The sequence below is a fragment of the Rhodanobacter sp. TND4EL1 genome, assembly GCF_054061035.1.
Genome location: NZ_JBSSDT010000002.1, coordinates 937635 through 960945, shown reverse-complemented (window position 1 = coordinate 960945; position 23311 = coordinate 937635). Strand labels below are relative to the sequence as shown.

At 64.3% G+C, this 23311-nt stretch carries 26 protein-coding genes; 7 read left to right on the top strand and 19 right to left on the bottom strand.

Going from position 1 to position 23311, the window contains the following annotated elements:
• Nucleotides 1–14: 14 nt before the first annotated feature.
• From folE2 to efp, 7 genes are all read right to left on the bottom strand, one after another.
• Nucleotides 15–962: a GTP cyclohydrolase FolE2 gene (gene folE2 / locus ACVWWQ_RS10935; RefSeq protein ID WP_133947446.1), complete on the bottom strand. Its 948-nt coding sequence runs from the start codon at nucleotides 960–962 to the stop codon at nucleotides 15–17.
• Nucleotides 963–1071: 109 nt separating this feature from the next.
• Nucleotides 1072–1926: a phytoene synthase gene (locus ACVWWQ_RS10930; protein ID WP_133947448.1), complete on the bottom strand. Its 855-nt coding sequence runs from the start codon at nucleotides 1924–1926 to the stop codon at nucleotides 1072–1074.
• A complete protein-coding gene (gph, locus tag ACVWWQ_RS10925; RefSeq protein WP_457383392.1) occupies nucleotides 1923–2606 on the bottom strand; it encodes a phosphoglycolate phosphatase in 684 nt (227 codons plus the stop codon). Before gph ends, ACVWWQ_RS10930 begins: the two co-directional genes overlap by 4 nt.
• Nucleotides 2603–3334, bottom strand: a complete 732-nt coding sequence (gene ubiG, locus ACVWWQ_RS10920) for a bifunctional 2-polyprenyl-6-hydroxyphenol methylase/3-demethylubiquinol 3-O-methyltransferase UbiG (protein ID WP_457383391.1) — start codon at nucleotides 3332–3334, stop codon at nucleotides 2603–2605. The genes gph and ubiG overlap by 4 nt, the downstream gene beginning before the upstream one ends.
• A gap of 29 nt (nucleotides 3335–3363) precedes the next feature.
• On the bottom strand, nucleotides 3364–3618 hold the full coding sequence (locus ACVWWQ_RS10915) for a YciI family protein (protein ID WP_133947450.1): 255 nt from the start codon (nucleotides 3616–3618) through the stop codon (nucleotides 3364–3366).
• 9 nt (nucleotides 3619–3627) lie between these two features.
• On the bottom strand, nucleotides 3628–4959 hold the full coding sequence (locus tag ACVWWQ_RS10910; protein ID WP_133947452.1) for a TRZ/ATZ family hydrolase: 1332 nt from the start codon (nucleotides 4957–4959) through the stop codon (nucleotides 3628–3630).
• 151 nt (nucleotides 4960–5110) lie between these two features.
• The gene (efp, locus tag ACVWWQ_RS10905) at nucleotides 5111–5689 is read right to left on the bottom strand and encodes an elongation factor P (RefSeq protein ID WP_099653575.1); all 579 of its coding nucleotides are present in this window, start codon (nucleotides 5687–5689) and stop codon (nucleotides 5111–5113) included.
• 88 nt (nucleotides 5690–5777) lie between these two features.
• On the opposite strand from efp, the gene epmB reads away from it, so the two are divergent.
• Both epmB and ACVWWQ_RS10895 read left to right on the top strand, forming a co-directional pair.
• Nucleotides 5778–6788: an EF-P beta-lysylation protein EpmB gene (gene epmB / locus ACVWWQ_RS10900; RefSeq protein WP_133947454.1), complete on the top strand. Its 1011-nt coding sequence runs from the start codon at nucleotides 5778–5780 to the stop codon at nucleotides 6786–6788.
• Nucleotides 6789–6920: 132 nt separating this feature from the next.
• Nucleotides 6921–8963 carry an EAL domain-containing protein gene (locus tag ACVWWQ_RS10895; RefSeq protein ID WP_099653577.1) on the top strand — a complete coding sequence of 681 codons (2043 nt, stop codon included), beginning with the start codon at nucleotides 6921–6923 and terminating at the stop codon, nucleotides 8961–8963.
• A 165-nt stretch (nucleotides 8964–9128) separates the two neighbouring features.
• On the opposite strand, the gene rplS is transcribed toward ACVWWQ_RS10895, so the two are convergent.
• The 5 genes from rplS to ffh form a co-directional block, all read right to left on the bottom strand.
• Nucleotides 9129–9536, bottom strand: coding sequence for a 50S ribosomal protein L19 (rplS, locus tag ACVWWQ_RS10890; protein WP_099653578.1), 408 nt, complete (start codon nucleotides 9534–9536; stop codon nucleotides 9129–9131).
• Nucleotides 9537–9580: 44 nt separating this feature from the next.
• Nucleotides 9581–10354, bottom strand: coding sequence for a tRNA (guanosine(37)-N1)-methyltransferase TrmD (trmD, locus tag ACVWWQ_RS10885; protein WP_133947456.1), 774 nt, complete (start codon nucleotides 10352–10354; stop codon nucleotides 9581–9583).
• Nucleotides 10355–10388: 34 nt separating this feature from the next.
• Nucleotides 10389–10904, bottom strand: coding sequence for a ribosome maturation factor RimM (rimM, locus tag ACVWWQ_RS10880; protein WP_099653580.1), 516 nt, complete (start codon nucleotides 10902–10904; stop codon nucleotides 10389–10391).
• A gap of 2 nt (nucleotides 10905–10906) precedes the next feature.
• Nucleotides 10907–11167 (bottom strand): 30S ribosomal protein S16, encoded by a 261-nt coding sequence (gene rpsP, locus ACVWWQ_RS10875; RefSeq protein WP_099653581.1) that lies wholly within the window; start codon nucleotides 11165–11167, stop codon nucleotides 10907–10909.
• Nucleotides 11168–11360: 193 nt separating this feature from the next.
• Nucleotides 11361–12743, bottom strand: a complete 1383-nt coding sequence (gene ffh / locus ACVWWQ_RS10870; RefSeq protein WP_099653843.1) for a signal recognition particle protein — start codon at nucleotides 12741–12743, stop codon at nucleotides 11361–11363.
• A gap of 96 nt (nucleotides 12744–12839) precedes the next feature.
• Here ffh and ACVWWQ_RS10865 point away from each other — a divergent pair, with 96 nt between their 5' ends.
• The gene (locus tag ACVWWQ_RS10865) at nucleotides 12840–13640 is read left to right on the top strand and encodes a cytochrome c biogenesis protein CcsA (RefSeq protein WP_099653582.1); all 801 of its coding nucleotides are present in this window, start codon (nucleotides 12840–12842) and stop codon (nucleotides 13638–13640) included.
• Between the two features lie 5 nt (nucleotides 13641–13645).
• Here the strand turns inward: ACVWWQ_RS10865 and radA are convergent, their stop codons facing one another.
• The 7 genes from radA to ACVWWQ_RS10830 form a co-directional block, all read right to left on the bottom strand.
• Entirely contained in the window at nucleotides 13646–15031 is a 1386-nt protein-coding gene (radA, locus tag ACVWWQ_RS10860; protein ID WP_133947458.1) for a DNA repair protein RadA, read from the bottom strand.
• 85 nt (nucleotides 15032–15116) lie between these two features.
• Entirely contained in the window at nucleotides 15117–16205 is a 1089-nt protein-coding gene (gene alr, locus ACVWWQ_RS10855) for an alanine racemase (RefSeq protein ID WP_133947460.1), read from the bottom strand.
• A gap of 109 nt (nucleotides 16206–16314) precedes the next feature.
• Nucleotides 16315–17709: a replicative DNA helicase gene (locus tag ACVWWQ_RS10850; protein ID WP_099653585.1), complete on the bottom strand. Its 1395-nt coding sequence runs from the start codon at nucleotides 17707–17709 to the stop codon at nucleotides 16315–16317.
• A 231-nt stretch (nucleotides 17710–17940) separates the two neighbouring features.
• Nucleotides 17941–18390 (bottom strand): 50S ribosomal protein L9, encoded by a 450-nt coding sequence (rplI, locus tag ACVWWQ_RS10845; RefSeq protein WP_133947462.1) that lies wholly within the window; start codon nucleotides 18388–18390, stop codon nucleotides 17941–17943.
• Between the two features lie 135 nt (nucleotides 18391–18525).
• Nucleotides 18526–18756, bottom strand: coding sequence for a 30S ribosomal protein S18 (rpsR, locus tag ACVWWQ_RS10840; protein WP_007081973.1), 231 nt, complete (start codon nucleotides 18754–18756; stop codon nucleotides 18526–18528).
• A gap of 15 nt (nucleotides 18757–18771) precedes the next feature.
• Nucleotides 18772–19209, bottom strand: coding sequence for a 30S ribosomal protein S6 (gene rpsF, locus ACVWWQ_RS10835; RefSeq protein ID WP_099653587.1), 438 nt, complete (start codon nucleotides 19207–19209; stop codon nucleotides 18772–18774).
• A 228-nt stretch (nucleotides 19210–19437) separates the two neighbouring features.
• A complete protein-coding gene (locus ACVWWQ_RS10830; RefSeq protein WP_099653588.1) occupies nucleotides 19438–19764 on the bottom strand; it encodes a HesB/IscA family protein in 327 nt (108 codons plus the stop codon).
• A gap of 152 nt (nucleotides 19765–19916) precedes the next feature.
• Here ACVWWQ_RS10830 and asnS point away from each other — a divergent pair, with 152 nt between their 5' ends.
• From asnS to ACVWWQ_RS10810, 4 genes are read left to right on the top strand one after another with little or no spacing between them, the layout of a single operon-like run.
• Complete coding sequence (asnS, locus tag ACVWWQ_RS10825; protein ID WP_133947464.1) at nucleotides 19917–21317, top strand: asparagine--tRNA ligase; 1401 nt, start codon at nucleotides 19917–19919, stop codon at nucleotides 21315–21317.
• 14 nt (nucleotides 21318–21331) lie between these two features.
• Nucleotides 21332–22168: a MalM family protein gene (locus tag ACVWWQ_RS10820; protein WP_133947466.1), complete on the top strand. Its 837-nt coding sequence runs from the start codon at nucleotides 21332–21334 to the stop codon at nucleotides 22166–22168.
• A complete protein-coding gene (locus ACVWWQ_RS10815) occupies nucleotides 22165–22479 on the top strand; it encodes a hypothetical protein (RefSeq protein ID WP_099653591.1) in 315 nt (104 codons plus the stop codon). The genes ACVWWQ_RS10820 and ACVWWQ_RS10815 overlap by 4 nt, the downstream gene beginning before the upstream one ends.
• Before the next feature lie 17 nt (nucleotides 22480–22496).
• Nucleotides 22497–23288, top strand: a complete 792-nt coding sequence (locus tag ACVWWQ_RS10810) for an SDR family NAD(P)-dependent oxidoreductase (RefSeq protein WP_133947468.1) — start codon at nucleotides 22497–22499, stop codon at nucleotides 23286–23288.
• The last annotated feature ends 23 nt before the right edge of the window (nucleotides 23289–23311 follow it).

The following is a 23311-nucleotide window of genomic DNA, read 5'->3' as shown; positions in this document are numbered from 1 at the left end:
GCCAGAACAGCAGACTATACGGAAGATCCGTAGCCACCTTCCACGCCCTTGCTGGCGTAGGCCACCGCGTCATGCGGGTGCAGGCTTTCCTGATGTTCGACGCGAATATGGAAATCGCCCAGGTGAGCATCGGCGTCGAGCGCCTTCTGGATACGCCGGGCGGCGTCTTCGCAGAACATCAGGTTGCCACCATTGGCCAGTGCGAAGGCCTGCTCGTCCTCACGCTTGACTGCGGTCTGCACCGGCGTGCCGAGCGCGTGTTCAACGCGATCAACCAAACCAATGAGATGGAAGCCCATGCCGATGACCGGACGCACCCGCAGGCGCGCCACGCTGCGCTGGGCGTGCGGGGTGGCCACGATGCCCTTTTCGCTGCCCAGCCAGGCCAGCACCGCGGCATGGTCCAGCGGCTGGTCAGCCACGAAGTCGCTGGCAAACTGGTCCTGGATCAGTTGACGGGAAAGGGCCGCCGACGCCGGACAGGTCGAGGAGTAGACCACCTCGGTGCCGAACTCGAGCAGGAACTCGTCGCCGGTCAGGCTGGCCTCGATACACACCGGATAGGCACGCCAGCCGCTGTTGGCGCTTTTCAGCGCGGGCCGGCGCACCAGGTGTTCGAAGCGGATGCTGAGACAGGCGCGATCGGACAAATCCTTGTGCGAATCGAGAAAACCACGCAGCAACGTGTGCAGCGTGTCGGCGCTCAGGGTCTGCGAGCTCAGCGCCTGCTCCACCTGCAGATACAGCCGCGACATGTGGATGCCGCGCTTGTCGGGACGCTTCAGGTTGACGAAGGCGCCAACCTTGGCGCTGGCGCGCTGCGGCTGGCCGTCGCCGGCGTCGAACAGCACCGGCACCTGGATGTCGGCCATGCCGACCCAGTCCAGCGCGCCGGCGAGATGGGGCTGCGCATGGACGGCAACGTCGGGCAGCAAGCGGGCGGTATTTTCCTGATTCGGCATGATGAAGTCCTGACGGCGGCGAAGCGACTCGCCGTGAAGCACGCTATTTTGGGGCACGCAGCCCGCGGAGCAATAGTGGCGCGGGGGAAACGCTGCGTCTTGAACGAATTTACGGGCGTTGCCGTTGCCACGCGCGCGCGGCCCGCCACGCCTGCAGCGCCGTCGACAGCCCGGTACGGGGCTGGCCGGCCTGCAGCATGGCCAGCGCATCGCCTGACCTGGCAGCACGCTGCGCCAGCCGCCGGGCGTGCCTCGATTCGAGCGCCCGAAACACGCTGAGCGGCCCGCTCAACGCGGCAGACGCATGCCAGCTGGCCAACAAATCCTCGAGCTGCGCCTTGACCGCCTGCTGCCGCGGCACCGAGGCACTGCGCAGTTGCGTGCGATCCAGCCCATGTCGCGCCAGCCGTGCCATCGGCAATGGCAGGCGGTCGCGCTCGGCATCGGTATCCAGTCGCAGCAGCGCATACAACAGATGATTCAGCACGGCCACCCGCGCCGCACGCGCGGACGACGCTTCCGCGCCATACCACCACGCGGTTTCCAGTGCTGCCAGCGCACCGTGCAAGGGTATCGCCGCCTCGACCTGCGCGGTGAAGTCGGCTGCGGTGCCCTGCTCCAGTTGGGCCATCGCCGCCAGCACCGGCGCCAGCCACAACTCGGCGGGCATGGCGTGGGCCCGCTCATCATCGAACAGCACCTGGCTGAGGGGATGGCGGCCGCCGCTGGCGGCGGCACCGGCAAGCTCTTCGGCCCACCAGTTGAGCTTGGCCGCAGCCACCTGCGGCTCGCGGATGCCATAGGCGGCGCCGAGCAGTTCCTGCTCCAACGCGGCCAGCGCCACATGACCGGGGTAGCGGCGGCCATCGACGAAGGCCAGCGCGATGCGCTGCTGCGGCTGCACCGCCAGCCATTTGTCGATGAAGCCCTGCAGTACCGCGTTCTGTTCGACCAGCTCAATCATGCGTTGACCATTTGAAGTTGCAGCAGCCCGGCCAACGCGGAAGGGTGATCCACCACCGCATCGGCACCCCAGCTCGCCGGATCACCGCCGTCCAGGTAGCCCCAACTCACCGCCACCGTGAAGAGACCGGCTGCGGCACCGGCCTGGATGTCGCGGCGATCGTCGCCGACGAACAGGCAGCGCGCCGGTGTCAGCCCAGCACGTTCGCAGGCGAGCAGCACCGGCGCCGGATCGGGCTTTTTCACCGGCAAGGTATCGCCGGATACCACCGCACTGGCCCGCCCGGCCCAGCCGATGCGCTGCACCAGTTCATCGGTCAGAAAGGCCGCCTTGTTGGTGACGATGCCCCAGCGCAGCCCCTGCGTCTCGATCTGCGCCAACAACGTATCCACGCCATCAAACGCCTGCGTCTGCCGCGCCATGACCTGCTGGTAGAGCTCGAGATAACGCGGCACCAGCGCCAGCAGCCCTTCCTCGCCACGCTCGGCGAAGGCACAGCGAAGCACCGCACGCGCACCACGCGAGACGACCTCGCGCACTGGTGCATAGGGTGGCGACTCCACGCCCTCCTCCGCGCATTGCGCGATCAGCGCGGCATACAAATCAGGAGCGCTGTCGAGCAGCGTGCCGTCCAGATCGAACAGCACTCCCTGGATATTCGCCGGCAGCGGACGGCTCACGCCGGCTTGCGTGCGCAGAGCACGTAATTGACGGCGGTGATCCGGCTCAGCCACGCCTTGCGCGTGAGCGGGTTGTAGCCCAGCCCGGAAACATCCTCCAGTTCCAGTCCGGCGTGGCGCAGCAGCCGTGCCAACTCGGACGGCTTGAGGAATTGAGCGTAGTGATGAGTGCCGCGCGGCAGCATGCTCATGAGGTATTCGGCGCCCACGATGGCGGCACCGAAGGCCGCCGGCGTGCGATTGATGGTGGACATGAACAGGCGCGCGCCCGGCTTCAGCATCGCGGCGAGGTCGTTCACCAGCGCCTCGGGATCGGGTACGTGCTCGATCAGTTCCATGCAACACACCGCATCGAACGTTTCCGCTTCGGTGGCGGCCAGCTCGGCCGACGACTGCACGCGGTAGTCGACGCTCAGGTTCGACTCGTGCAGATGCAGCTTCGCCACGTCGATGACCTTGCTGCCCAGGTCGATGCCGGTGACCCGGGCACCGGCACGCGCCAGCGACTCACTCAGCAGGCCGCCGCCGCAACCCACATCGGCGGCCTTGGCACCGCGCAGGTCGGTGCGCTCGGCGATATAGGCCGCGCGGACGGGGTTGAGATCATGCAACGGGCGCGACTCGCCATCGGGATCCCACCAGCGCGCGGCCAGGCTGTCGAAACGGGCGATCTCGTCCGCACTCACGTTCGTTGGGACGATCGCGGCGTCGGCGTTCTGGGTAGGCATGGTCGAATCCTCTGTGGCAGCCATGAAGTTTAGTGCGCCAGCCATTCGTGCACCGTGACATCCCAGCCGCCACTGCGACGCGCAGGGTCGTCGTGCGCCACGGACGTCGCCTCGGCCAGATCGCCGGCGTGCAGCAGATAGGCGCCGCCGGACTTGTCGCTGAATCCGCCGGACAGCTCAATCCGGCCGGTTTCCCGCAGCCGGTCCAGATATGCCAGATGCTGTGGCACCACCGCCGGATCCAGATCGGGGCGCCGCATCAACAAAACCAGATATCGATTCATGTCGCTCCCTCAAACCGAGGCAATGCGCTCGCGCCAGGCGCGCGTGCGGGCAAGGATCGCGCCGGTGTCCATCTCCACCAGCTCGCGACCGGCGAGCTTGCGCACGCCGGCAATCCACACGTCGGTCACTTGATGCCGGCCGGTGGCATACACCAGCTGCGAAACCACGCTGAACATCGGCTGGGCTTCCAGGTCGCTCAGCCGCACGGCGGCAAGGTCAGCCTGCTTGCCGACTTCGATCGAGCCGATCTTCGCTTCCAGGCCGATCGCCTTCGCGCCATTCAACGTGGCTGCGCGCAAGGCGAACGCCGCGTCAAACGCGGAAGCATCCCCGGCGACGGCCTTGGCCAGCAGAGCGGCGGTGCGCATCTCGCCGAACATGTCCAGGTCGTTATTGGAGGCGCAGCCATCGGTGCCGATCGCCACGTTGACGCCCGCCTGGCGCAGCTTCTCGGCCGGACAGAAGCCGGAAGCGAGCTTGAGGTTGGATTCGGGACAGTGCACCACCGACACGCCGGCCGCGGCGCACGCGGCGATCTCGCCATCGGTCAACTGGGTCATGTGCACGGCGACCAGCCGGTCGTTGACCAGCCCGAGTTTCTGCAGGCGCTGGAACGGCCGCAGGCCGCTCTTGGCCTTCTCGTCCTCCACCTCTTGTGCCGTCTCGTGGGTGTGCAGGTGCACAGGAATGTCGAGCTGGTCGGACAACACGCGGATGCGCTCGAAACTCTCGTCCGACACCGTGTAGGGTGCGTGCGGCACGAACGCGGTGGTCAGCAGGCTTTCGCCGAGGAAGCTGTCGTGCACTTCGCTGGCGCGCTCGAAATATTCGTCCTGGGTTTTCGCCCAGGCGGTTGGAAATTCGATCACCGGCAGGCCGACCACGGCGCGAAAGCCCAGCTTGCGATAGGTCGCGCCGATCACGTCAGGAAAGAAGTAATTTTCGTTGGCGCAGGTGGTGCCGCCACGCAGCATCTCGGCCACGGCGAGCTCGACGCCGTCGCGCACGAATTCGGGTCCGATCACCTTCGCCTCGGCCGGCCAGATGTGCTGCTGCAACCAGACCATCAACGGCAGGTCGTCGGCGAGACCGCGCAGCAGGGTCATTGGATTGTGCGTGTGGCTGTTGACCAGGCCGGGAATCAACGCGTGCTCGGACAACTCCACCCGCTCGCGCGGGGCATAGGCCGCGCGTGCCTCGGCTATCGGCAGCAGCGCGACGATGCGATCACGGTCGACCACCACGGCGTGATCCTCGAGCACCACCGCGTGCGGCTCCACCGGCACGACCCAACGTGCTTCGATCATCAGGTCGACAGGTTGCGGATTGCTCTGGCTCATCGATTGGCTCCATGCAGCGGGGGCTGTTGAATACGACATGGGGCGGCACACCTCGCGGCGCCCGCCCCATTCGCTTTATCGGGCATGCCGGCTGGCATGCCGCTTGACCGGTGCAGCGTGATCGGCGACGGGAGCGCGAGGCTCCCCGCGATCACTTGACGCGACTGTCGTACTCGCCGGTGCGGGTATCGACCTTGATGATTTCGTCCTGATTGACGAACAGCGGCACGCGGACCACGGCACCGGTTTCCAGCGTGGCCGGCTTGCCGCCGCCGCCCGAGGTATCACCGCGCACGCCCGGATCGGTCTCGACGATCTTCAGCTCGACGAACTTCGGTGCCTGCACCGCAACGATGCCACCGTTGAACAGGGTGACCACGCACTCTTCCTCACCCTTGAGCCACTTCCAGGCGTCGCCCATGGCGGACAACGAGGCCGTCGCCATTTCGAAGGTCTCCATGTTCATGAAGTTCCAGACACGGTCCTTGCCGATGCCGTCGATGAAGGAAAGCTGCATGTCGGTATCGGTGGCATCGGCTTCCTCGAACGAGTCGCTGGATTTCAGCGTCTGCTCGGTGGTGCGACCATCTTTCAGGTTGCGGATGCGGATGCGGGTGAAGGCCTGGCCCTTGCCGGGCTTGACGAACTCCGCTTCGGTGATGATCCACGGATCACCGTTGTGGAGGATCTTCTTGCCCGTTTTGACGTCGTTGAGGCCAAGGGTCGCCATGCGCTATCTGCTCCGGAGTCGTTTTCGCCCGAGGGGCGGCTAAAATGGGGGTCTGTCACGGGCACCACTGCCCGCTTCAAGGCCAGACATGATAACCGCAAGCCCCCATTCCCGCCTATCGTCCGCCGCACCCGACTGGCGCGAGCTTTGGCGGGACGCCATCACCGATCCCGAGGAACTGCTGCGGGCCGTGGGGTTGGGTCATCGCACCGACCTGTTGCCCTCGGATGACGCCGGCTTCGCCCTGCGCGTGCCCCGGGGCTTCGTGGCACGAATGGGTCGCAATGACCCGAACGATCCATTGCTGTTGCAGGTGCTGCCGCAACGGGTCGAGCACGATCACGTCGAAGGATTCACCGTCGATGCCGTAGGCGACATGGCGGCCAAGGCCGGGCAAGGCTTCCTGCACAAGTACGACGGACGCGCGCTGCTGATCGCCAGCGGCAGTTGCGCGGTGAACTGCCGTTACTGCTTCCGTCGCCATTTCCCTTATGGCGAGGAAATTGCCGCCGCCGCGCAGTGGCGCGACGCGTTGGCCCAACTCAAGGCCGACCCGTCCATTCGCGAACTGATCCTTTCAGGCGGCGACCCACTGGCACTGGCCACCCACAAGCTGGAGGAACTGACTCGCGGGCTGGCCGAGCTGCCGCAGGTGATCCGCCTGCGCATCCACACGCGTCTGCCGATGGTATTGCCGGAGCGGGTCGACACGGCGTTCGTGGGCTGGCTAGGCGCCCTGCCGCTGCAGAAAGTGGTGGTACTGCACGCCAACCACGCCAATGAATTCGATGCCAGCGTGGATGCGGCGTGCGCACGCCTGAAGGCGGCCGGCGCCACCGTGCTCAACCAGTCCGTCCTGCTGCGCGGCGTCAACGACAACGTTGCCGCGCTGGCCAGCCTGTCCGAGCGCATGTTTGCCGCCGGCGTGCTGCCGTATTACCTGCACCAGCTTGACCGGGTGCAGGGCGCGGCCCACTTCGAGGTCAACGATTCCACGGCCATCGCGTTGGTGGATGCGCTGCGCAGCCAGCTTCCGGGGTATCTGGTTCCCAAGCTGGTCCGCGAAGTGGGCGGTGATGCTTCCAAACGCCCCCTTTGAAGCCGATCAACGTCACTTTTGCGCGGTTTCCCGCTGGCGGCCATGGGCGGAATCCGTTACAAACACGGGTGGCCGCACCTCGTGCCGCCCTTCCGAAATGCCCGCGATGATCACCGGACTGCATCACGCCCCATGAAAAACGATTACGTCATCAAGATCCTCTTCGTCGAAAGTTCGCTCGAAGAGGCCGAACAGATCATCAGCCTGTTGCGCAACAGTGGAATTGCGGTGCGCCCGGCACGCGCCACCAACGTCGAGCAGATGCAGGCAGCGGTGAATGAGCTGGAACCGGACGTGGTGATGTTCGATCCGTCGGTCACCACGATCAGCCTGGACGAGGCGATGGGCGTTCTGGATGCCTATGGTCGCGACTTCTCGCTACTGGGCCTGGTCAACGCGATGGAAAGTGACCTGGTTGCCGACCTGTTCGTGCACGGCGCCCGCGGAGTCGCCTCGCGTACTCATCCCCAACAGCTTATCGCGGTGCTCAAGCGCGAATTCGACTCGCTGCAGACGCGTCGCCAGGTGCGCTGGCTGAGTACGGCATTGCGCGAAACCGAAAGACGCTGCGATGCGCTGCTCGACTCCTCCACCGATGCCATCGCCTATGTGCATGAAGGCATGCACGTTCGCGCCAACCAGTCGTACCTGGATACCTTCGGCTACGACAACTTCGACGATTTGCTGGGTCTGCCGGTGCTCGACATGATCGATGCCGCAAACGCCGACGACATGAAAGCCCTGCTCAAGGGCCAGGCGCATCAAGGCAAATTCCCCGCGCAACTCACCTTGCGTGCGCGGCGGGCGGACGATACGCGCTTTGACGCCACCGTCGAATTCACTCCTGCCACGTTTGAGGGAGAGCGCTGCCTGCAAATCGTGTTCCGCAGGCAGATGGTCGATCCCGCCGTCATGGAACAACTGCAGCGTGACCCCGTCACCGGACTCTACAACCGTTCGCACATGCTGGCCCAGATCGACGACGCGGTAACCGCGGCTGCCAAGGGCAAAAAGGGCCAGTCATTGTTGCTGATCGAGCCGGACAACTGGGCGTCGCTGGTCGGCGGCATCGGCCTGGGCAAGGCCGATGAGTTGCTGGCCGGATTCGCCGATCGCATTCGCATGCTGCTGGCCGCGGATGATGTCGCAGGCATGCTGGCGGAGCACACCCTCGGCGTGTTGCTCGATTCACGCACCGATGAAGACATCCGTGAATGGATCACCAAGCTGCAGCACAGTGTCAGCAACGAGATATTTGACGCGGGCTCCCGCTCGATCACCGTCACAGCCAGCGTCGGCGGCAGTCTGCTGGGCGAGAAAAATGCGAACAGCGAATTGCTGCTGAACCAGTCCAGTCATGCCCTGCGCACGGCACAAAGCGTGGGCGGCAGCCAGGTGGAACTGCACGATCCGGCAGCGCGGGAAAAGGCTGACGAGGAGCGCGATCGCTACTGGCTGGAGCTGCTGCAGAAGGCGCTGACCGGAGAAGGCCTGGTGCTCTATCACCAGCAGACCATCAGCCTGCAGGACGTCGAGGGCGACTATTCGGAAATCCTGCTGCGCATGAACGGCCCCCAGGGCGAAGTGCTGCCGGGCTTCTTCATGCCCATCGCCGAGAAGCACAACCTGACCGCAGCCATTGATCGCTGGGTGCTCGAACAAACCATCAAGATCCTGCAGGAGCGGGAAAAGCAGGGCCAGCAGGCCACCTTCTTCGTCAAGCTCACCGCCGCCTCGCTGCAAGATGAAAGTCTGCTCCCGTGGCTCGGCGAACGGCTGGGACAGGCAGGCCTGAAACGCGGCCAGCTCGTACTGGAAATGACCGAAAGCAAGATCATGACCCTGCTTCGCCCGGCGCAGGAATTCGTCAATGGCTGGAAGAAGATCGGCGGTCGCTTTGCGCTGGAACAATTCGGCTCCGGGCTCAATTCGTTCCAGTTGCTCAACCACATCGACGCGGACTACCTCAAGATCGACCGCAGCTACATGGCCGACCTGCCGCAGCACCCGGAAAGCCAGAAGAAGATCACCGAAATCTGCCAGCAGGCCCACGAACTGAAGCGCCAGACGATCGCCGAATGGGTCGAGGACGCCACCAGTACGTCACTGCTGTTCGCCTGCGGCGTCGACTTCGTGCAGGGCAACTTTCTGCAGATCCCGCAGCGGCTGGACTGACTGCAGGTCACTGGAAGCTGGCGGGCATCAGGCCGGCCAGCTCCCGCTGCCGTGTGGCAGAGGCCCACCGGCGGATTCCAGGCAGCGCACTTCCCTCGCGGAACAGCAAAAAACCCCGCGGATCGCTCCGCGGGGTTTTTCGTACAGCCGTTGCTGACGAGTGGATTACTCGGCGGCAGACGCGGCAGCGGCAGCAGCCTTGGCGCTCGCCTTGGCGGCAGCGGCGGCAGCAATATCTTCCTTGATGCGGGCTGCCTTGCCTTCCAGGCCACGCAGGTAATACAGCTTGGCGCCGCGAACCTTGCCCTTGCGCTTGACGGACACCGAGTCGATGGCCGGGCTGTGCGCCTGGAACACGCGCTCCACGCCGGTGCCATGCGAAATCTTGCGCACGGTGAAGGCCGAATGCAGACCGCGGCTGCGCTTGGCGATGACGACACCCTCGAACGCCTGCACGCGCTCACGGTTGCCTTCCTTCACCTTGACGTTGACCACGATGGTGTCGCCGGGGCCGAAGTCCGGCAGCTGGCGGGTGATCTGCTCGGATTCGAACTGTTCAATGATCTTGTTCATGGCGCACCTGTCGGTTCACTTTAGCGATATCAATGCTGCGGTCGTCAGTCGGCCGCACCGTCTTGCCGCAACCGCTCAGCTTGAGCATGTTCACGGCGGAATTCATCCAGCAATGCCCGGGATGCAGCATCCAGCGCACGCTGTGACAACAAGTCCGGGCGTCGCAACCAGGTTCGTCCCAGCGATTGCTTGAGGCGCCAGCGGGCAATCGCCGCATGGTCACCGGAAAGCAACACTTCCGGTACATCACCCAGTGCATCGTGCACCGGTTTTCCATAATGCGGACAATCCAGCAGGCCATCCGAGAATGAATCCTGCTCGGCCGACAGCGCATCGTTCAATGCACCATCCTGCAAGCGTCCCACCGCGTCGATGATCACCGCGGCAGCAAGCTCACCGCCGGACAACACATAATCGCCGATGGAAAGCTCCTCGTCGACCTCGTGCGCCAGCAGACGCTCGTCCACACCTTCGTAGCGTCCGCAAAGCAGGGCGATCCGCGGCAACTTTGCCAGCGCCTCAACCCGTCCTTGCGTCAGCCGCGCTCCTTGCGGACTGAGATAAATCAGATGCACCGGTTCCGGTGCCGCCTCACGCATGGCCGCCAAGGTCGTGCGCAAGGGTTCGATCATCATCACCATGCCCGGACCGCCGCCATATGAGCTGCTGTCCACGCTGCGGTGCTTGTCGGTGGCATGGTCGCGCGGGTTCCAGGCTTCCACCTGCAGCAGCTTGCGTTGCTGCGCGCGTCCCACTACACCGACGGCGGCACTTTGGTGCACGAAGTCGGGAAACAGGCTGACGACATCGATGCGCATGATCCGAAAACCCTCTGCCCACAACCCGGCGACGTCAGAATTCAGGATCCCAGTCCACCACCATGCGCCCTGCGGACAAATCCACCGAACGCACATACGAACCCTGGATGAAAGGAATCAGCCGCTCACGCGCACCATCCCTGACCACCACGACGTCGTTGGCACCGGTGGCGAACAGGTGACTGACCCGCCCCAGCTTCACGTCTTCCGTGGTGACGACCTCAAGGCCCTCGAGATCGACCCAGTAATACTCATCCTTCGCGGTGGGAGGCAATTGTTCACGGGCGACGTAAATGTCGGTACCGATCAACGCTGCCGCCTTTTCCCGATCGTCGACTCCTGGCAGTTGGGCCACCATGCCCTTGCCCTGAGTACGACCTTTGGCACCACTGACCTCCTGCTCCGTACCGGGCGCTGCACTGAGCAGCCACGGCTGGTAGTCGAAGATCCGCATGCGCGGCTCGGCCCAGGATTCGATCTTGAGCCAGCCTTGCACGCCGTACAGCCCGACGATGCGTCCGATCAGGACGCGTCGACCGGCTGCGACCATGTTCAGGCGGCCGGCTGCTGCAGCTTGCCGGCTTCCTTGACCAGGGCAGCGACCTTGTCGGTCAGCTGGGCGCCCTTGCCCACCCACTCCTTGACGCGCTCGACGTTCAGCTCAAGGCGCTTGTCCTTGCCCGATGCCACAGGGTTGTAGTAGCCGACGCTCTCGATGTTGCGGCCGTCGCGCTTGTTGCGCTGATCGGTCACGACAACGTGGTAGAACGGACGGCCCTTGGCGCCACCGCGCGAAAGACGAATCTTGACCATGGTAAAACTCCAGAATTGCCGAACCGGCGGCAGGCGCACGAGAGACGTGCGCGGTAAACGGGGCATTTTAGCGGTTTTTCGGGAAAAGGGAAGACTTTGAGAGCATGAGCGAGTGGAGCGGAGTGAGAAAAAGAGCGTAAAGCCGGAACCGACCGCTCTTCTTTCCCGCATCGCTCCACTCGTTTCTCGCTCCTCAGCGCATCGGCGGCAGGCCACCCATGCCGCCACCCATGCCCTTCATCGCACCACGCATCTGTCGCATCAGACCTTTGGTGCCGCCCTTGGACAGCTTGGACATCATCTTTTCCATCTGCATGAACTGCTTCAGCAGGCGATTGACGTCGGCCGGCTGGGTACCCGAGCCCCGAGCCACGCGGGCGCGCCGCGAGCCGTTCAGCAGATCGGGGTGCCGGCGCTCCTTCTTGGTCATCGAGTTGATGATCGCGACCATGCGATTCATCTCGCCGTCATTGACCTTGGACTTCACGCTGTCCGGCAGGCTGGACACGCCGGGCAGCTTGTCCATCAGGCCGGCCAGACCACCCATGTTGCCCATTTGTTCAAGCTGGTCCTTCATGTCGTTCAGGTCGAAGCGCTTGCCCTTCATCACCTTCTGGGCAAGTTTCTGCGCCTTGTCCTGATCGACTTTCCGCTCGACTTCCTCGACCAGCGACAGCACGTCGCCCATGCCCAGGATGCGCTGCGCCAGACGATCGGGATGGAACGGCTCCAGCGCGTCGCTCTTTTCACCCGCGCCAAGGAACTTGATCGGCTTGCCGGTGACGTAGCGCACCGACAGCGCCGCGCCACCACGGGCGTCACCGTCAGTCTTGGTCAGCACCACACCGGTCAGCGGCAACGCCTCGTTGAACGCCTTGGCCGTGTTGGCGGCGTCCTGACCGGTCATCGAGTCGACCACGAACAACGTTTCGATCGGCGTGATCGCGGCATGCAGTGCCTTGATCTCCGCCATCATCGCCTCGTCGACGTGCAGGCGGCCGGCGGTGTCGACGATCAGCACGTCGACCACCTCGCGCCGGGCGGCGGCAACCGCGTCCTTCGCGATCTGCACCGGATCCTGGCCTGCCGCGGACGGGAAGAACTTCACCCCCACCTGCTCGGCCAGCGTGCGCAACTGCTCGATCGCCGCGGGACGATAGACGTCGCAGCTGACCACCATCACTTTTTTCTTCTTGCGCTCGGTCAGCAGCCGGGCCAGCTTCGCCACCGTGGTGGTTTTGCCGGCACCCTGCAGGCCCGCCATCAGCACCACCGCGGGCGGTTGCTGCGCCAGGTTCAATTCGCTATTGGCACTGCCCATCACCACGGTCAGCTCGTCACTGACGACTTTCACCAGTGCCTGACCGGGCGACAGGCTCTTGACCACATCCTGCCCGACCGCGCGTACCTTGATCCGCTGGATCAGCGCCTGCACGACCGGCAGGGCCACGTCCGCCTCGAGCAAGGCGATGCGAACCTCTCTAAGCGCCTCGCGAATGTTCTCCTCGGTCAGTCGACCGCGGCCGCGCAGGCGATTGACGGTAGTGGACAGGCGTTGACTGAGGGACTCGAACATGACGTGACCGGCAAACGGGAAAGGCATTGATTATAGCGGACGCCGTGACCGCCTTTGCATGCAGGGCGGCATGAGCCTGTGCGACACTTTGCGGCTATGGTCATTCATGTGCTTGCCGCGCTCACCATCGTGCTCTATCTCGCCGCTGCCGGCGGGCTGGCCCGGCCTTTGCTGAGCGGTGAGAAACCCTTGAATCGACTGGCACTGGGACTGGCCAGCGCGGCCGTGGTGATTCATGCCGGCCTTTTGCTGAGCATGCACCGTGGCGCGCTGGACCTGCATTTCTTTGCAGCGCTGTCGCTGGTGGCCTTCGTCGTCTCGGTACTCACCCTGCTGGTGAATGCCTCGCGCCCCGTCGCCGCGCTGGGCGTGATCGTTTTTCCGCTGGCGGCACTGCTGGTGGGGATTGACAGCTTCTTGGCGCCGCCCACGCTGCCCGATGCCATGGATTGGCAAATCAAGCTGCACGTGACGGTTGCCCTGGTGGCGTTCGGCGTTCTGTCGATTGCGGCCGTGCTCGCGATCCTGCTTGCCGTACAGGAACGCGCCTTGCGCCTGCGCCAATTTGGGCCCTGGTTGCGCGCCCTGCCCCCGCTCACGCTCACTGAAACCCTGCTGTTCCGACTGATTGGGGCCGGCTTCGTGCTGCTGACCCTGACTCTTCTCACCGGCGCTCTTTTTGTCGACAACCTGTTTGGCCAGCACCTGGTGCACAAGACCGTGTTGTCGATCGTGGCGTGGCTGGTGTTCGGGATCCTGCTATTCGGCCGCTGGCGACAAGGCTGGCGTGGCCAGCGCGCGGTCAACCTGACCCTGATCGGCATGGCCGTTCTGCTGCTGGCGTTCTTCGGCTCGAAGTTCGTACTGGAACTGATTCTGCACCGCGCGATCGGCTGAAAACCTCAGCGGCAGGCGTCGATCGCCTCGCTCAACCGTTCCACCCCGACCACCTCCATCTCGCCGACCTTGCCTTTCTTCGGCGCATTCGCCTTCGGCACGATGGCGCGCCTGAAGCCGTGATGCGCCGCTTCCTTCAGGCGTTCCTCGCCGTTTGGCACTGGACGGATCTCGCCCGACAGACCCACTTCCCCGAACGTGACCATGTGTTCCGGCAACGGCCGGTCGCGCAGACTCGACAGCACCGCCAGCAGCACCGGCAGGTCCGCGGCCGTTTCCTGCACGCGGATGCCACCAACCACGTTGACGAAGACGTCCTGGTCATAAGCCGCCACGCCGCCATGCCGGTGCAGCACCGCCAGCAACATCGCCAGCCGGTTCTGCTCCAGTCCCAACGTCACCCGCCGTGGATTGCCCAGCGACGATTGATCGACCAGTGCCTGCACCTCGACCAGCAGCGGCCGGGTGCCTTCCCGCGTGACCATCACCGCGCTGCCGGATGTCGGCCCCGCGTGCGACGACAGGAAGATCGCCGACGGGTTGGGCACCTCGCGCAGCCCCTTGTCCGACATCGCGAACACGCCCAGCTCGTTGACCGCGCCGAAGCGGTTCTTGAACGCGCGCAGCACACGGAAGCGGCTGCCGACTTCCCCCTCGAAATAGAGCACGGCATCGACCATGTGCTCGAGCACGCGGGGGCCGGCAATGCCGCCCTCCTTGGTGACGTGACCGACCAGAAACACGGAGGTTCCGGTTTCCTTGGCGAAGCGGGTGAGCTTGGCAGCCGCTTCGCGCACCTGGCTGACCGAGCCGGGCGCGGCGGTGAGCAGTTCGGTCCAGATGGTCTGGATCGAGTCGATCACCAACACCTTGGGCCGTGTCGCCACGGCCTGTTCAAGGATGCGCTCAATGCAGGTTTCCGCCAGAGCCTGCAGCGGCTCCAGCGGCAAGCCGAGGCGCTGCGCGCGTGAGGCCACCTGGGACAGCGATTCCTCGCCGGTGACGTAGACGCTTGGCAATTGCAGGCCCAACGTGCCCAGCACCTGCAACAGCAGGGTCGATTTGCCGATGCCCGGGTCGCCACCGATCAGCACCACCGAACCCTGCACGAGGCCACCACCAAGCACACGATCGAGTTCGCCGATGCCCGTCAGCGTGCGCGCCTCGGTGGTCAGCATCACTTCCGTCAGCGGAGTGATCTTCGCCGAACCCGCAGCGGCGCCGGCATAGCTGGAACGCTGCGCCCCGACCGACGCCTTGCCCGCCGTGGCCGGTTCCAGCACGATCGCGCTGAGCGTATTCCACACCCCGCACTCGATGCATTGGCCTTGCCACTTGTTGTGCTCAGCGCCGCACTCGGTGCAGACGTAGGCGGTCTTGGCTTTGGCCATGCGAATTTCCAGAAAAGCGATCAGTGGTGCGCAGCTTAGACCGCGAGCATCGCAAACCGCGAGACGACGCTTCCGTCGCTCGTCGTCAGCTTTCGTCTTCCACGAAGAGCACACGCCGGGTCATGCCGCAGGTGAGGTCGTAGGAAATGGTGGCCGATCGTGTCGCGACCGTTTCGGCGGGCAGCTCCGGCCCCCACAGCACGACGCGGTCGCCCACCTTGGCGGTAGGTGCCTGACGCAGGTCGAGTGTGATCAGGTCCATCGACACGCGGCCGATCAACGGTACGCTGTGATCGCCGACCCGTACCGGAGTGCCGGCCGCCGCGCTGCGCGGATAGCCATCGCCGTAACCGATCGCAGCCACGCCGACGGGCATGTCTTCGGGACAGGTCCAGGTGCCGTTGTAGCCGATCCGCTCACCTTTGCCGATCCGGTTGATCGCCACCAGCCGCGTCGAGAGCGTCATGGCCGGATGGAAACCGAAGTCGGCACCGGTCTTGCCGTCCACCACCGACAGTCCGTACAACAGACCGCCGCTGCGCACCCAGTCGGCGCGAGCCTCGGGCCAGCCGAGTACGGCGGCGGAATTGGACAATGAGCGCGGACCGGCCAACCCTTCGGTGAGCGCGTGGAAGCGTTCGATCTGAGCCGATGTGGAGGGACCGGCGAACACCTCGGACTCGGAGAAATGGGTCAGCAGGCCGATCGCCGGATCCACCCCGGGCATGGCCGCCAGCCGGGCATGCACCTCGGCCACGCGCTCCGGCGCGAAACCGAGGCGATGCATGCCGGTATCGATCTTCAGCCACACGCGCAGATGGCCCCGCGTCGGCACGGCCTCTGCCAGCCAGCTCAACTGGGCTTCGTGATGGATCGCCGCATCCAGGCCCAGTCGCTGCATTTCGGCAATGTCGCCGGCCTGGTCCGGACCGGACAACACGACGATGCGCTGGCGGTGTCCGGCCGCACGCAGGCGCAAACCATCCCCCAGCGCGGCGACCGCGAATGCATCAGCGTCGGCACCCAAAGCACGTGCCACGCGCTCCAGCCCATGGCCGTAGGCATCGGCCTTGACCACTGCCATCACCTGCGCCGGCGCGGCCAGCACCTTCAGGCGAGCCAGGTTGTGGCGCAAGGCGCCCAGATGGATGGTGGCGACGGTGGTGCGGCTCATTGCCTGGATCGGGATTCGGGATTCGGGATTCGGAATTCGTCAAAAACAGGAACGCCACGCGCGATTCGGCCCGGGCGATTCCCGAGTTCCGGGGCCGACGTTCCCGCCTTCAATCAAAACTCCCCACGAACGAATCGGAGGCGTAATTGACGAACTGCGTGTAGTGACCGAGGAAGGTGAGCTTGCAGGTATCGGTGGGACCGTTGCGCTGCTTGCCGATGATGATTTCGGCGATGCCCTTGTCCGGCGATTCCTTGTTGTAGTACTCGTCGCGGTAGATGAACATGATCACGTCGGCATCCTGCTCGATAGCGCCGGACTCGCGCAGATCGGACATCATCGGACGCTTGTCCGCACGCTGTTCCAGCGATCGATTCAACTGCGAAAGGGCCATCACCGGCACGTTCAACTCCTTGGCGAGTCCCTTCAGTGAACGCGAAATTTCTGAAATTTCGGTGGCGCGATTCTCCTTGTTCCCCGGCACCTGCATCAGCTGCAGGTAGTCGATCACGATCAGGCCCAGCCCACCGTGCTCGCGGTGCAGGCGTCGCGCACGCGAACGCAGCTCCACCGGCGACAGGCCAGGTGTGTCGTCGATGAAGATCTTGGCGTCCGAAAGCAGCGCGATCGCATTGGACACGCGCGGCCAGTCCTCCTCTTCCAGATCGCCATTGCGCAGGTGTTGCTGGTGGATGCGGCCGACCGAGGAGATCAGACGGAAGGCCAGCTGTGACGAGGACATTTCCATCGAGAACACGACCACCGCCTTCTTGCTGCCCAGTGCGGCAGCCTCGGCGATGTTCAGTGCGAACGCGGTCTTGCCCATCGACGGACGCGCCGCCACGATGATCAGGTCCGACGGCTGCAGGCCCGACGTGAGCTTGTCGAGGTCGGTGAAACCGGTACTGACACCGGTGAGCTGGCCGCGGTTCTCGTAGCGCTCGGTGAGCAGGCGAAAGGCGTCTTTCACCGCCTCGCGCATCGACACCGAATCCTTCTTGCCGCGGGCGCCGGATTCGGCAATGTGGAACACGCGCTGCTCGGCGCTTTCCAGCACCTCGTGCACGCTCTTGCCTTCGGGTCGGTAGCCATCCTCGGTGATCGAGGTACCGGCATCGATCAGCTGGCGCAGCACCGATTTCTCGCGCACGATCTCGGCATAGGCGGCGATGTTCGCCGCGCTGGGGGTGCTGTTGGCCAGTTCGATCAGGTAGCTGGCGCCACCGACCATCTCGGCCAGGCCGTTGCTCTCGAACCAGTCGCCCAGGGTCACCGCGTCACACGGCATGCCCTTGTTCGCCAATTCGTTGATGGCGCGCCAGATCAGCCGATGATCCTTGCGGTAGAAGTCGCCCTCGGCCAGCCGGTCGGCCACCTTGTCCAGCGCATCGGGCGCCAGCATCAGTCCGCCCAGCACGGCTTGCTCCGCATCAATGGAATGCGGCGGCACCCGCAACGCCTCGATGGCCGGCGACGAAGGTTTGCGATCAGGGGCGAAAGACATCGACTTACCTCAGGAGAATTACCCCACGAATGGACGCGTACTGCATCGACACTTCGTGGCTGGTCATACCGACACCATCATGCGCGGCGGCGTCTCACCCGTCGAGACAATAAGTCTGTGGATAAGTTGTGAGTTGTTGGGGATAAGCCGCGTGGACGGATCCCCCTTCCCGCAAAACAAACGGGCGCCTTGCGGCGCCCGGATGCTTCCATCACGTGGATGGAATGAAGCTTACTTGTCGCCGACCACGATCACCTTGGCGGTGGTCTGGACGTCGGCGTGCAGGTTGATCACCACGTCGAATTCGCCGGTGTTGCGCAGCGGACCTTCGCCCAGGATCACCTCGTTCTTGTGAACTTCGTGACCCGCGGCGGTGAGAACCTCGGCAATGTCACGCGGACCGACCGAGCCGAACAGCTTGCCTTCGGCACTGGCGTGCGCGGTGATGGTCACCGACGCGTCAGCGAGCTTGGCCTTGCGTGCCTCGGCATCCGCCAGAGCGGTATTGGCCTTGGCTTCGTATTCGGCGCGACGCTGTTCGAACGCAGCCAGGTTGGCGGCATTGACGCGAACGGCCTTGCCCTGCGGCAGGAGGAAGTTGCGACCGTAACCCGGCTTCACGACGACCTTGTCGCCGAGCGTGCCGAGGTTGCGCACTTTCTGCAGAAGAATGAGTTCCATGATGCTTTCCTGATTCGTTAGCACCGGTGTGGCCCGGCGCAGCCAGAGGACGGTTGTCCGAAGGATGTCTGAAGTCATGCCCGGCCGAAGCCGGGCAGAACCGCGAACCGCAACGTGACGCTGCGGCTCACACGATCAGACGTCGTGGTTGTCGGTGTACGGCAGCAGTGACAAGAAGCGGGCGCGCTTGATCGCGGTAGCCAGCTGGCGCTGGTAACGCGCCTTGGTGCCGGTGATGCGGCTCGGTACGATCTTGCCGTTCTCGGTGACGTACTGACGCAGGGTGTTGAGATCCTTGTAGTCGATCTCTTTCACGTCTTCGGCAGTGAAGCGGCAGAACTTGCGGCGGCGGAAAAACTTGGACATGGTCTTCGATTCCTATCAGTCGTCGCTGTCGCGATCGTTGTCGTCGCGGTCACGACCGCGCGGCCGGGACTCGCCTTCGCCATCACCCTCGTCGTCGCGGCGACGGGTGGTCTTGGCATCATCCTTTTCTTTCGACTTCAGGATGAAGGACGGCTCGGTATCGGCTTCGTCACGACGGATCACCAGATGGCGCAGCACGGCGTCGTTGAAGCGGAAACCCGACTCCAGCTCGTTCAGTGCGTTCTGGCTGACTTCGATGTTGAGCAGCACGTAATGTGCCTTGGCCAGATTCACGATCGGATAGGCCAGCTGACGACGGCCCCAATCTTCCAGACGGTGAATCTTGCCGCCATCGGTTTCGATCAGCGACTTGTAACGCTCGAGCATGGCCGGAACCTGCTCGCTCTGATCCGGATGGACCATGAACACAACTTCGTAATGACGCAGCGTCATTGTGGGTTGACTCCTTGTGGGTGCGGCCATGCGGCCTTGCAGCCTCCCGCCGATGCGGTGAGGCAAGTGTCCTGCCGGCACCGGTGGAGGTGCGGACAGAAGCGGAATTGTACGGCGCCCGCGAAGGCGCACGCAAGTCATTGATGAAAAAGGGCGCCGCCAGAGCGAAACGGATGGGCGAAACGCGGGCCGCCACGGCCATCACCAGCCGGCAGCCCCGGGCGCGGCTCAGCTGACCGTAAAGCTCTCGCCACACCCGCAGGCGCCGGTGGCGTTGGGGTTGTGGAACACGAAGCTGGCGTTCAGCCCCTGCTTCTGGAAGTCGATCACCGTGCCATCCACCAGGGCCATGCTTTTGTCGTCGACGATCAGCGACAGGCCGTCCACCTCGACCACGCGATCGTTCTCGCCCATGGCTTCGGCCAGGTCCACCACATAGGCAAAGCCGGAACAGCCGGTGCGCTTGACGCCGAAACGCACCCCGGCCGCGGTCGGGGTTGCCGCCAGAAAGTGGCGCATGCGCTCGTTGGCGGCGGAAGTGATGGTGATACTCATGAGGGCAGATCGAACCTCGGAATGTGACCCGGAAAGTCGCAGCACGGGGGCAGCTACATTATCATGCTGGTTTGCTCCCATGCGCCTCATCGCGCGGGAGTCATTCATCCATTACACGTCGAGATGCGGCGTGGCAGCAGGAGTTTCAACCGATGGCCGTGGTCAGTGTGAAACAGGCTCTTTCCGGCAAGCTCGAAGCCGGCAGCACGGTCACCGTGCGCGGCTGGGTGCGTACCCGACGCGATTCCAAAGCCGGCCTGTCCTTCGTGAACGTGACCGATGGCTCCTGCTTCGACCCGATCCAGGCCGTCGTGCCGGCGACCCTGGGCAATTACGACAGCGAAGTGAAACATCTCACGGCCGGCGCCGGTGTGATCATCAGCGGCACCCTGGTGCCTTCCCAAGGCAAGGGTCAGAGCTTTGAATTGCAGGCCGCTGAAGTGATCGTCACCGGCCTGGTCGACGATCCGGAAACCTACCCGATCCAGCCGAAGCAGCATTCGATGGAATTCCTGCGCGAGGTCGCCCACCTGCGGCCCCGCACGAACCTGTTTGGTGCCGTGACCCGCGTGCGCCACACCATGATGACGGCGATCCACCGCCACCTCACCGAACAGGGCTTCTTCTGGATCAATACGCCGATCATCACGACGTCGGATGCCGAGGGTGCCGGCGACATGTTCCGGCTGTCCACCCTGGACCTGGCCAACCTGCCGCGCGACGAGCACGGCAAGATCGATTTCCGCAAGGACTTCTTCGGCCGCGAAGCCTTCCTCACCGTGTCCGGCCAGCTCAATGTCGAGGCCTATGCCCTGGCCATGAGCAAGGTCTACACCTTCGGGCCCACCTTCCGCGCCGAAAACTCCAATACACCGCGTCACCTCGCCGAATTCTGGATGGTTGAGCCCGAGATCGCCTTCGCCGACCTCGCCGCCGACGCCGACTGCGCCGAGACCTTCCTCAAGGCGATCTTCAAGGCTGTGCTGGACGAGCGCCCCGACGACATGGCGTTCTTCGCCGAACGCGTGCAGCCGGATGCGATCACCCGCATGGAAGCCTTCATCGCCAAGCCGTTCGAGCGTATCGATTACACCGATGCGATCGACATCCTGAAGAAATCCGGCGAGAAGTTCGAATACCCGGTCGCCTGGGGCATCGACCTGCAGACCGAGCACGAACGCTATCTGGCGGAGAAACATATCGGCCGCCCGGTGGTCGTCATGAACTACCCCGAGGCGATCAAGGCGTTCTACATGCGGCTGAACGATGACGAGAAGACGGTCGCGGCGATGGACGTGTTGGCGCCGGGCATCGGGGAGATCATCGGCGGCAGCCAGCGCGAAGAGCGCCTGGACTACCTGGATCGACGCATGATCCAGTTCGGGCTCGATCCGGCCAGCTATGGCTGGTACCGTGACCTGCGTCGTTACGGCACCGTGCCGCATGCCGGTTTCGGACTCGGCTTCGAGCGACTGCTGGTCTACATCTGCGGCTTGGCCAACATCCGCGATGCCATCCCCTATCCGCGCGCCGCCGGCACGGCGGAATTTTGAGCAGACCCAACGCCATGCAATTCCGACTTTCAGCCGCCATCCCAGCCCTCGTTTTCAGCGTCCTGCTGGGTGGCTGTCATGCGGCGAAGTCCCTGCTTCCACCGAACCTGCGGCCGCCGTCGGAGAATACCGGTGATGCACTGAAGCTGGCGCAGGAACGTTTGCTTCAGGCCAGCCCCTGCTGCAGCAGCTTTGCTGACTTCTCCTACCGCAGCACGCTGCCCTGGGAACCTCAGAAATTCGTCCTGGGCAGCGGCAGCATGGTCGCCAACCTCAACGGCACGCAGAGCTATTTCCTCGCGTTCCGACTGCCGATCGGAGTGAAGCTGCCCTACCGGGTGGCGCTGAAATCCGAATTGAACGGTCGCTGGCTGCACGCCAGCTACCTGTTTGCACCCACCGTGGTACTGCTCGACGAAGCCTTCCAGCCACTCCGCTCGGAAGACATCGGCCTGTGCGAGCACATGGGCTGGAGCGACGAAACCACCGGCGCCTTCGGCAGCCTGAAAATCGAGAACGCCAAGGCGCGATACCTGCTGGTCTACAGCTCGGCCGAACAGCAGTCGGGCAAGACCTACTGGGAACAGTCGCCGGCCTCGATTTCCACCTCGACCGCGGCCTCGCTGCAAATGAATTCCACCGGCAGTTTCAGCATTCCGCACGGACCGGATGGCACCTTGTGGGTGGGCCTGATGAACAACACCTACGAGAAGGCGCTGGACAATGCCGTGTGCAAGAAGGCGGCCAAGGGCGATGGCGTGCTGAACACCCTGCGCACGGTGCTGCCACTGCCGTGGAGTAACGGCAGCACCCCCGGCAGCACCAACAACAGCCGCCACAGCACGCCATGATCATCCTCTATCTGGCCCTGCTGGCCTGCGGCGTCGGCCTGTTCGTGTTGTCGTATGTCGCGCCGTTCCGGGTGGCCAGGCTCCTGCGTCAGCGTTACCCGCAACACTGGCAGGTGATCGCCGATGCCGCCCGGGGCCGGCTTTCCGGCTTTCGCACGTGGGCTGCCATGCAGCAGGTGTTGCGCTCACCTGCATTGCCTGCACTGGGTGATGCGGCGATCAGCCGCTGGCAGGCGATCTGGCGCTACAGCCAGTGGCTGGGATGGGCGTGCTGGCTTGGTGCCCTGGCGATGCGGTTGTGGCTGCACTGATCTACTGAGGAAACACCATGCAACTGGATCTGAGTGGACGGCACGCCCTGGTCTGCGGTGCCTCGCAGGGCATCGGCCGAGCCAGCGCCATCGAGTTGGCCGAACTGGGGGCCAGCGTGACCTTGCTGGCACGCTCTGCCGACAAACTGGCCCGCGTCACCGAACAACTGCCGAAAATCCATGCCGGACAGCATCACCAGTGGCGCAGCGTGGACATGCTGGACACCGCCGCGCTTCATGCCACGGCCATCGAGGTTGCCGCCGCGCGAGCCGTGCACGTGCTGATCAACAACAGCGGCGGACCGCCGGGTGGTCCGGCCAACAGCGCGGAACCCGCCGCGTTCGAAACCGCTTTCCGCCAACATCTGCTGGCCGGCCAGACTCTGCTGCAGGCACTGCTGCCGGGCATGCGCGATAGCACGTACGGCCGCATCGTCAACGTGATTTCCACGTCGGTGAAGGAGCCCATCGCCGGGCTGGGCGTATCCAACACCGTGCGTGCGGCGGTAGCGGGCTGGGCCAAGACCCTGTCCGGTGAACTGGCGGCCGATGGCATCACCGTCAACAACGTGCTGCCCGGCTACACCCGTACCGATCGCCTCGACAGTCTGCTGAACGCAAAGGCGGCCGCCAGCGGCCAGAGTGAAGATGAAATCGCCCAAAGTCTGATCGCCACCATCCCGGCCCGACGCTTCGGCGAGGCCAGCGAGGTGGCTGCGGTCATTGCCTTTCTGTGCACGCCGGCCGCCGCTTACGTCAATGGCGTCAGCATCGCGGTCGATGGCGGCCGCACCCGCGCACTGAGCTGACGCGCTGCCGCAGGGGATACCGC

What these genes read in the sequence shown, in the direction of transcription:
- ACVWWQ_RS10820 (WP_133947466.1), top strand. Translation starts at nt 21,332, where the DNA reads ATGCAATTCCGACTTTCAGCCGCCATCCCAGCCCTCGTTTTCAGCGTC.
- folE2 (WP_133947446.1), bottom strand. Translation starts at nt 962, where the DNA reads ATGCCGAATCAGGAAAATACCGCCCGCTTGCTGCCCGACGTTGCCGTC.
- ACVWWQ_RS10810 (WP_133947468.1), top strand. Translation starts at nt 22,497, where the DNA reads ATGCAACTGGATCTGAGTGGACGGCACGCCCTGGTCTGCGGTGCCTCG.
- ACVWWQ_RS10865 (WP_099653582.1), top strand. Translation starts at nt 12,840, where the DNA reads ATGGTCATTCATGTGCTTGCCGCGCTCACCATCGTGCTCTATCTCGCC.
- asnS (WP_133947464.1), top strand. Translation starts at nt 19,917, where the DNA reads ATGGCCGTGGTCAGTGTGAAACAGGCTCTTTCCGGCAAGCTCGAAGCC.
- ACVWWQ_RS10910 (WP_133947452.1), bottom strand. Translation starts at nt 4,959, where the DNA reads ATGAGCCAGAGCAATCCGCAACCTGTCGACCTGATGATCGAAGCACGT.
- rimM (WP_099653580.1), bottom strand. Translation starts at nt 10,904, where the DNA reads ATGGTCGCAGCCGGTCGACGCGTCCTGATCGGACGCATCGTCGGGCTG.
- ffh (WP_099653843.1), bottom strand. Translation starts at nt 12,743, where the DNA reads ATGTTCGAGTCCCTCAGTCAACGCCTGTCCACTACCGTCAATCGCCTG.
- ACVWWQ_RS10915 (WP_133947450.1), bottom strand. Translation starts at nt 3,618, where the DNA reads ATGAATCGATATCTGGTTTTGTTGATGCGGCGCCCCGATCTGGATCCG.
- rpsP (WP_099653581.1), bottom strand. Translation starts at nt 11,167, where the DNA reads ATGGTCAAGATTCGTCTTTCGCGCGGTGGCGCCAAGGGCCGTCCGTTC.
- epmB (WP_133947454.1), top strand. Translation starts at nt 5,778, where the DNA reads ATGATAACCGCAAGCCCCCATTCCCGCCTATCGTCCGCCGCACCCGAC.
- ACVWWQ_RS10815 (WP_099653591.1), top strand. Translation starts at nt 22,165, where the DNA reads ATGATCATCCTCTATCTGGCCCTGCTGGCCTGCGGCGTCGGCCTGTTC.
- alr (WP_133947460.1), bottom strand. Translation starts at nt 16,205, where the DNA reads ATGAGCCGCACCACCGTCGCCACCATCCATCTGGGCGCCTTGCGCCAC.
- rplS (WP_099653578.1), bottom strand. Translation starts at nt 9,536, where the DNA reads ATGAACAAGATCATTGAACAGTTCGAATCCGAGCAGATCACCCGCCAG.
- ACVWWQ_RS10830 (WP_099653588.1), bottom strand. Translation starts at nt 19,764, where the DNA reads ATGAGTATCACCATCACTTCCGCCGCCAACGAGCGCATGCGCCACTTT.
- rplI (WP_133947462.1), bottom strand. Translation starts at nt 18,390, where the DNA reads ATGGAACTCATTCTTCTGCAGAAAGTGCGCAACCTCGGCACGCTCGGC.
- radA (WP_133947458.1), bottom strand. Translation starts at nt 15,031, where the DNA reads ATGGCCAAAGCCAAGACCGCCTACGTCTGCACCGAGTGCGGCGCTGAG.
- rpsF (WP_099653587.1), bottom strand. Translation starts at nt 19,209, where the DNA reads ATGACGCTGCGTCATTACGAAGTTGTGTTCATGGTCCATCCGGATCAG.
- efp (WP_099653575.1), bottom strand. Translation starts at nt 5,689, where the DNA reads ATGGCGACCCTTGGCCTCAACGACGTCAAAACGGGCAAGAAGATCCTC.
- ACVWWQ_RS10895 (WP_099653577.1), top strand. Translation starts at nt 6,921, where the DNA reads ATGAAAAACGATTACGTCATCAAGATCCTCTTCGTCGAAAGTTCGCTC.
- rpsR (WP_007081973.1), bottom strand. Translation starts at nt 18,756, where the DNA reads ATGTCCAAGTTTTTCCGCCGCCGCAAGTTCTGCCGCTTCACTGCCGAA.
- ubiG (WP_457383391.1), bottom strand. Translation starts at nt 3,334, where the DNA reads ATGCCTACCCAGAACGCCGACGCCGCGATCGTCCCAACGAACGTGAGT.
- trmD (WP_133947456.1), bottom strand. Translation starts at nt 10,354, where the DNA reads ATGCGCATCGATGTCGTCAGCCTGTTTCCCGACTTCGTGCACCAAAGT.
- ACVWWQ_RS10930 (WP_133947448.1), bottom strand. Translation starts at nt 1,926, where the DNA reads ATGATTGAGCTGGTCGAACAGAACGCGGTACTGCAGGGCTTCATCGAC.
- ACVWWQ_RS10850 (WP_099653585.1), bottom strand. Translation starts at nt 17,709, where the DNA reads ATGTCTTTCGCCCCTGATCGCAAACCTTCGTCGCCGGCCATCGAGGCG.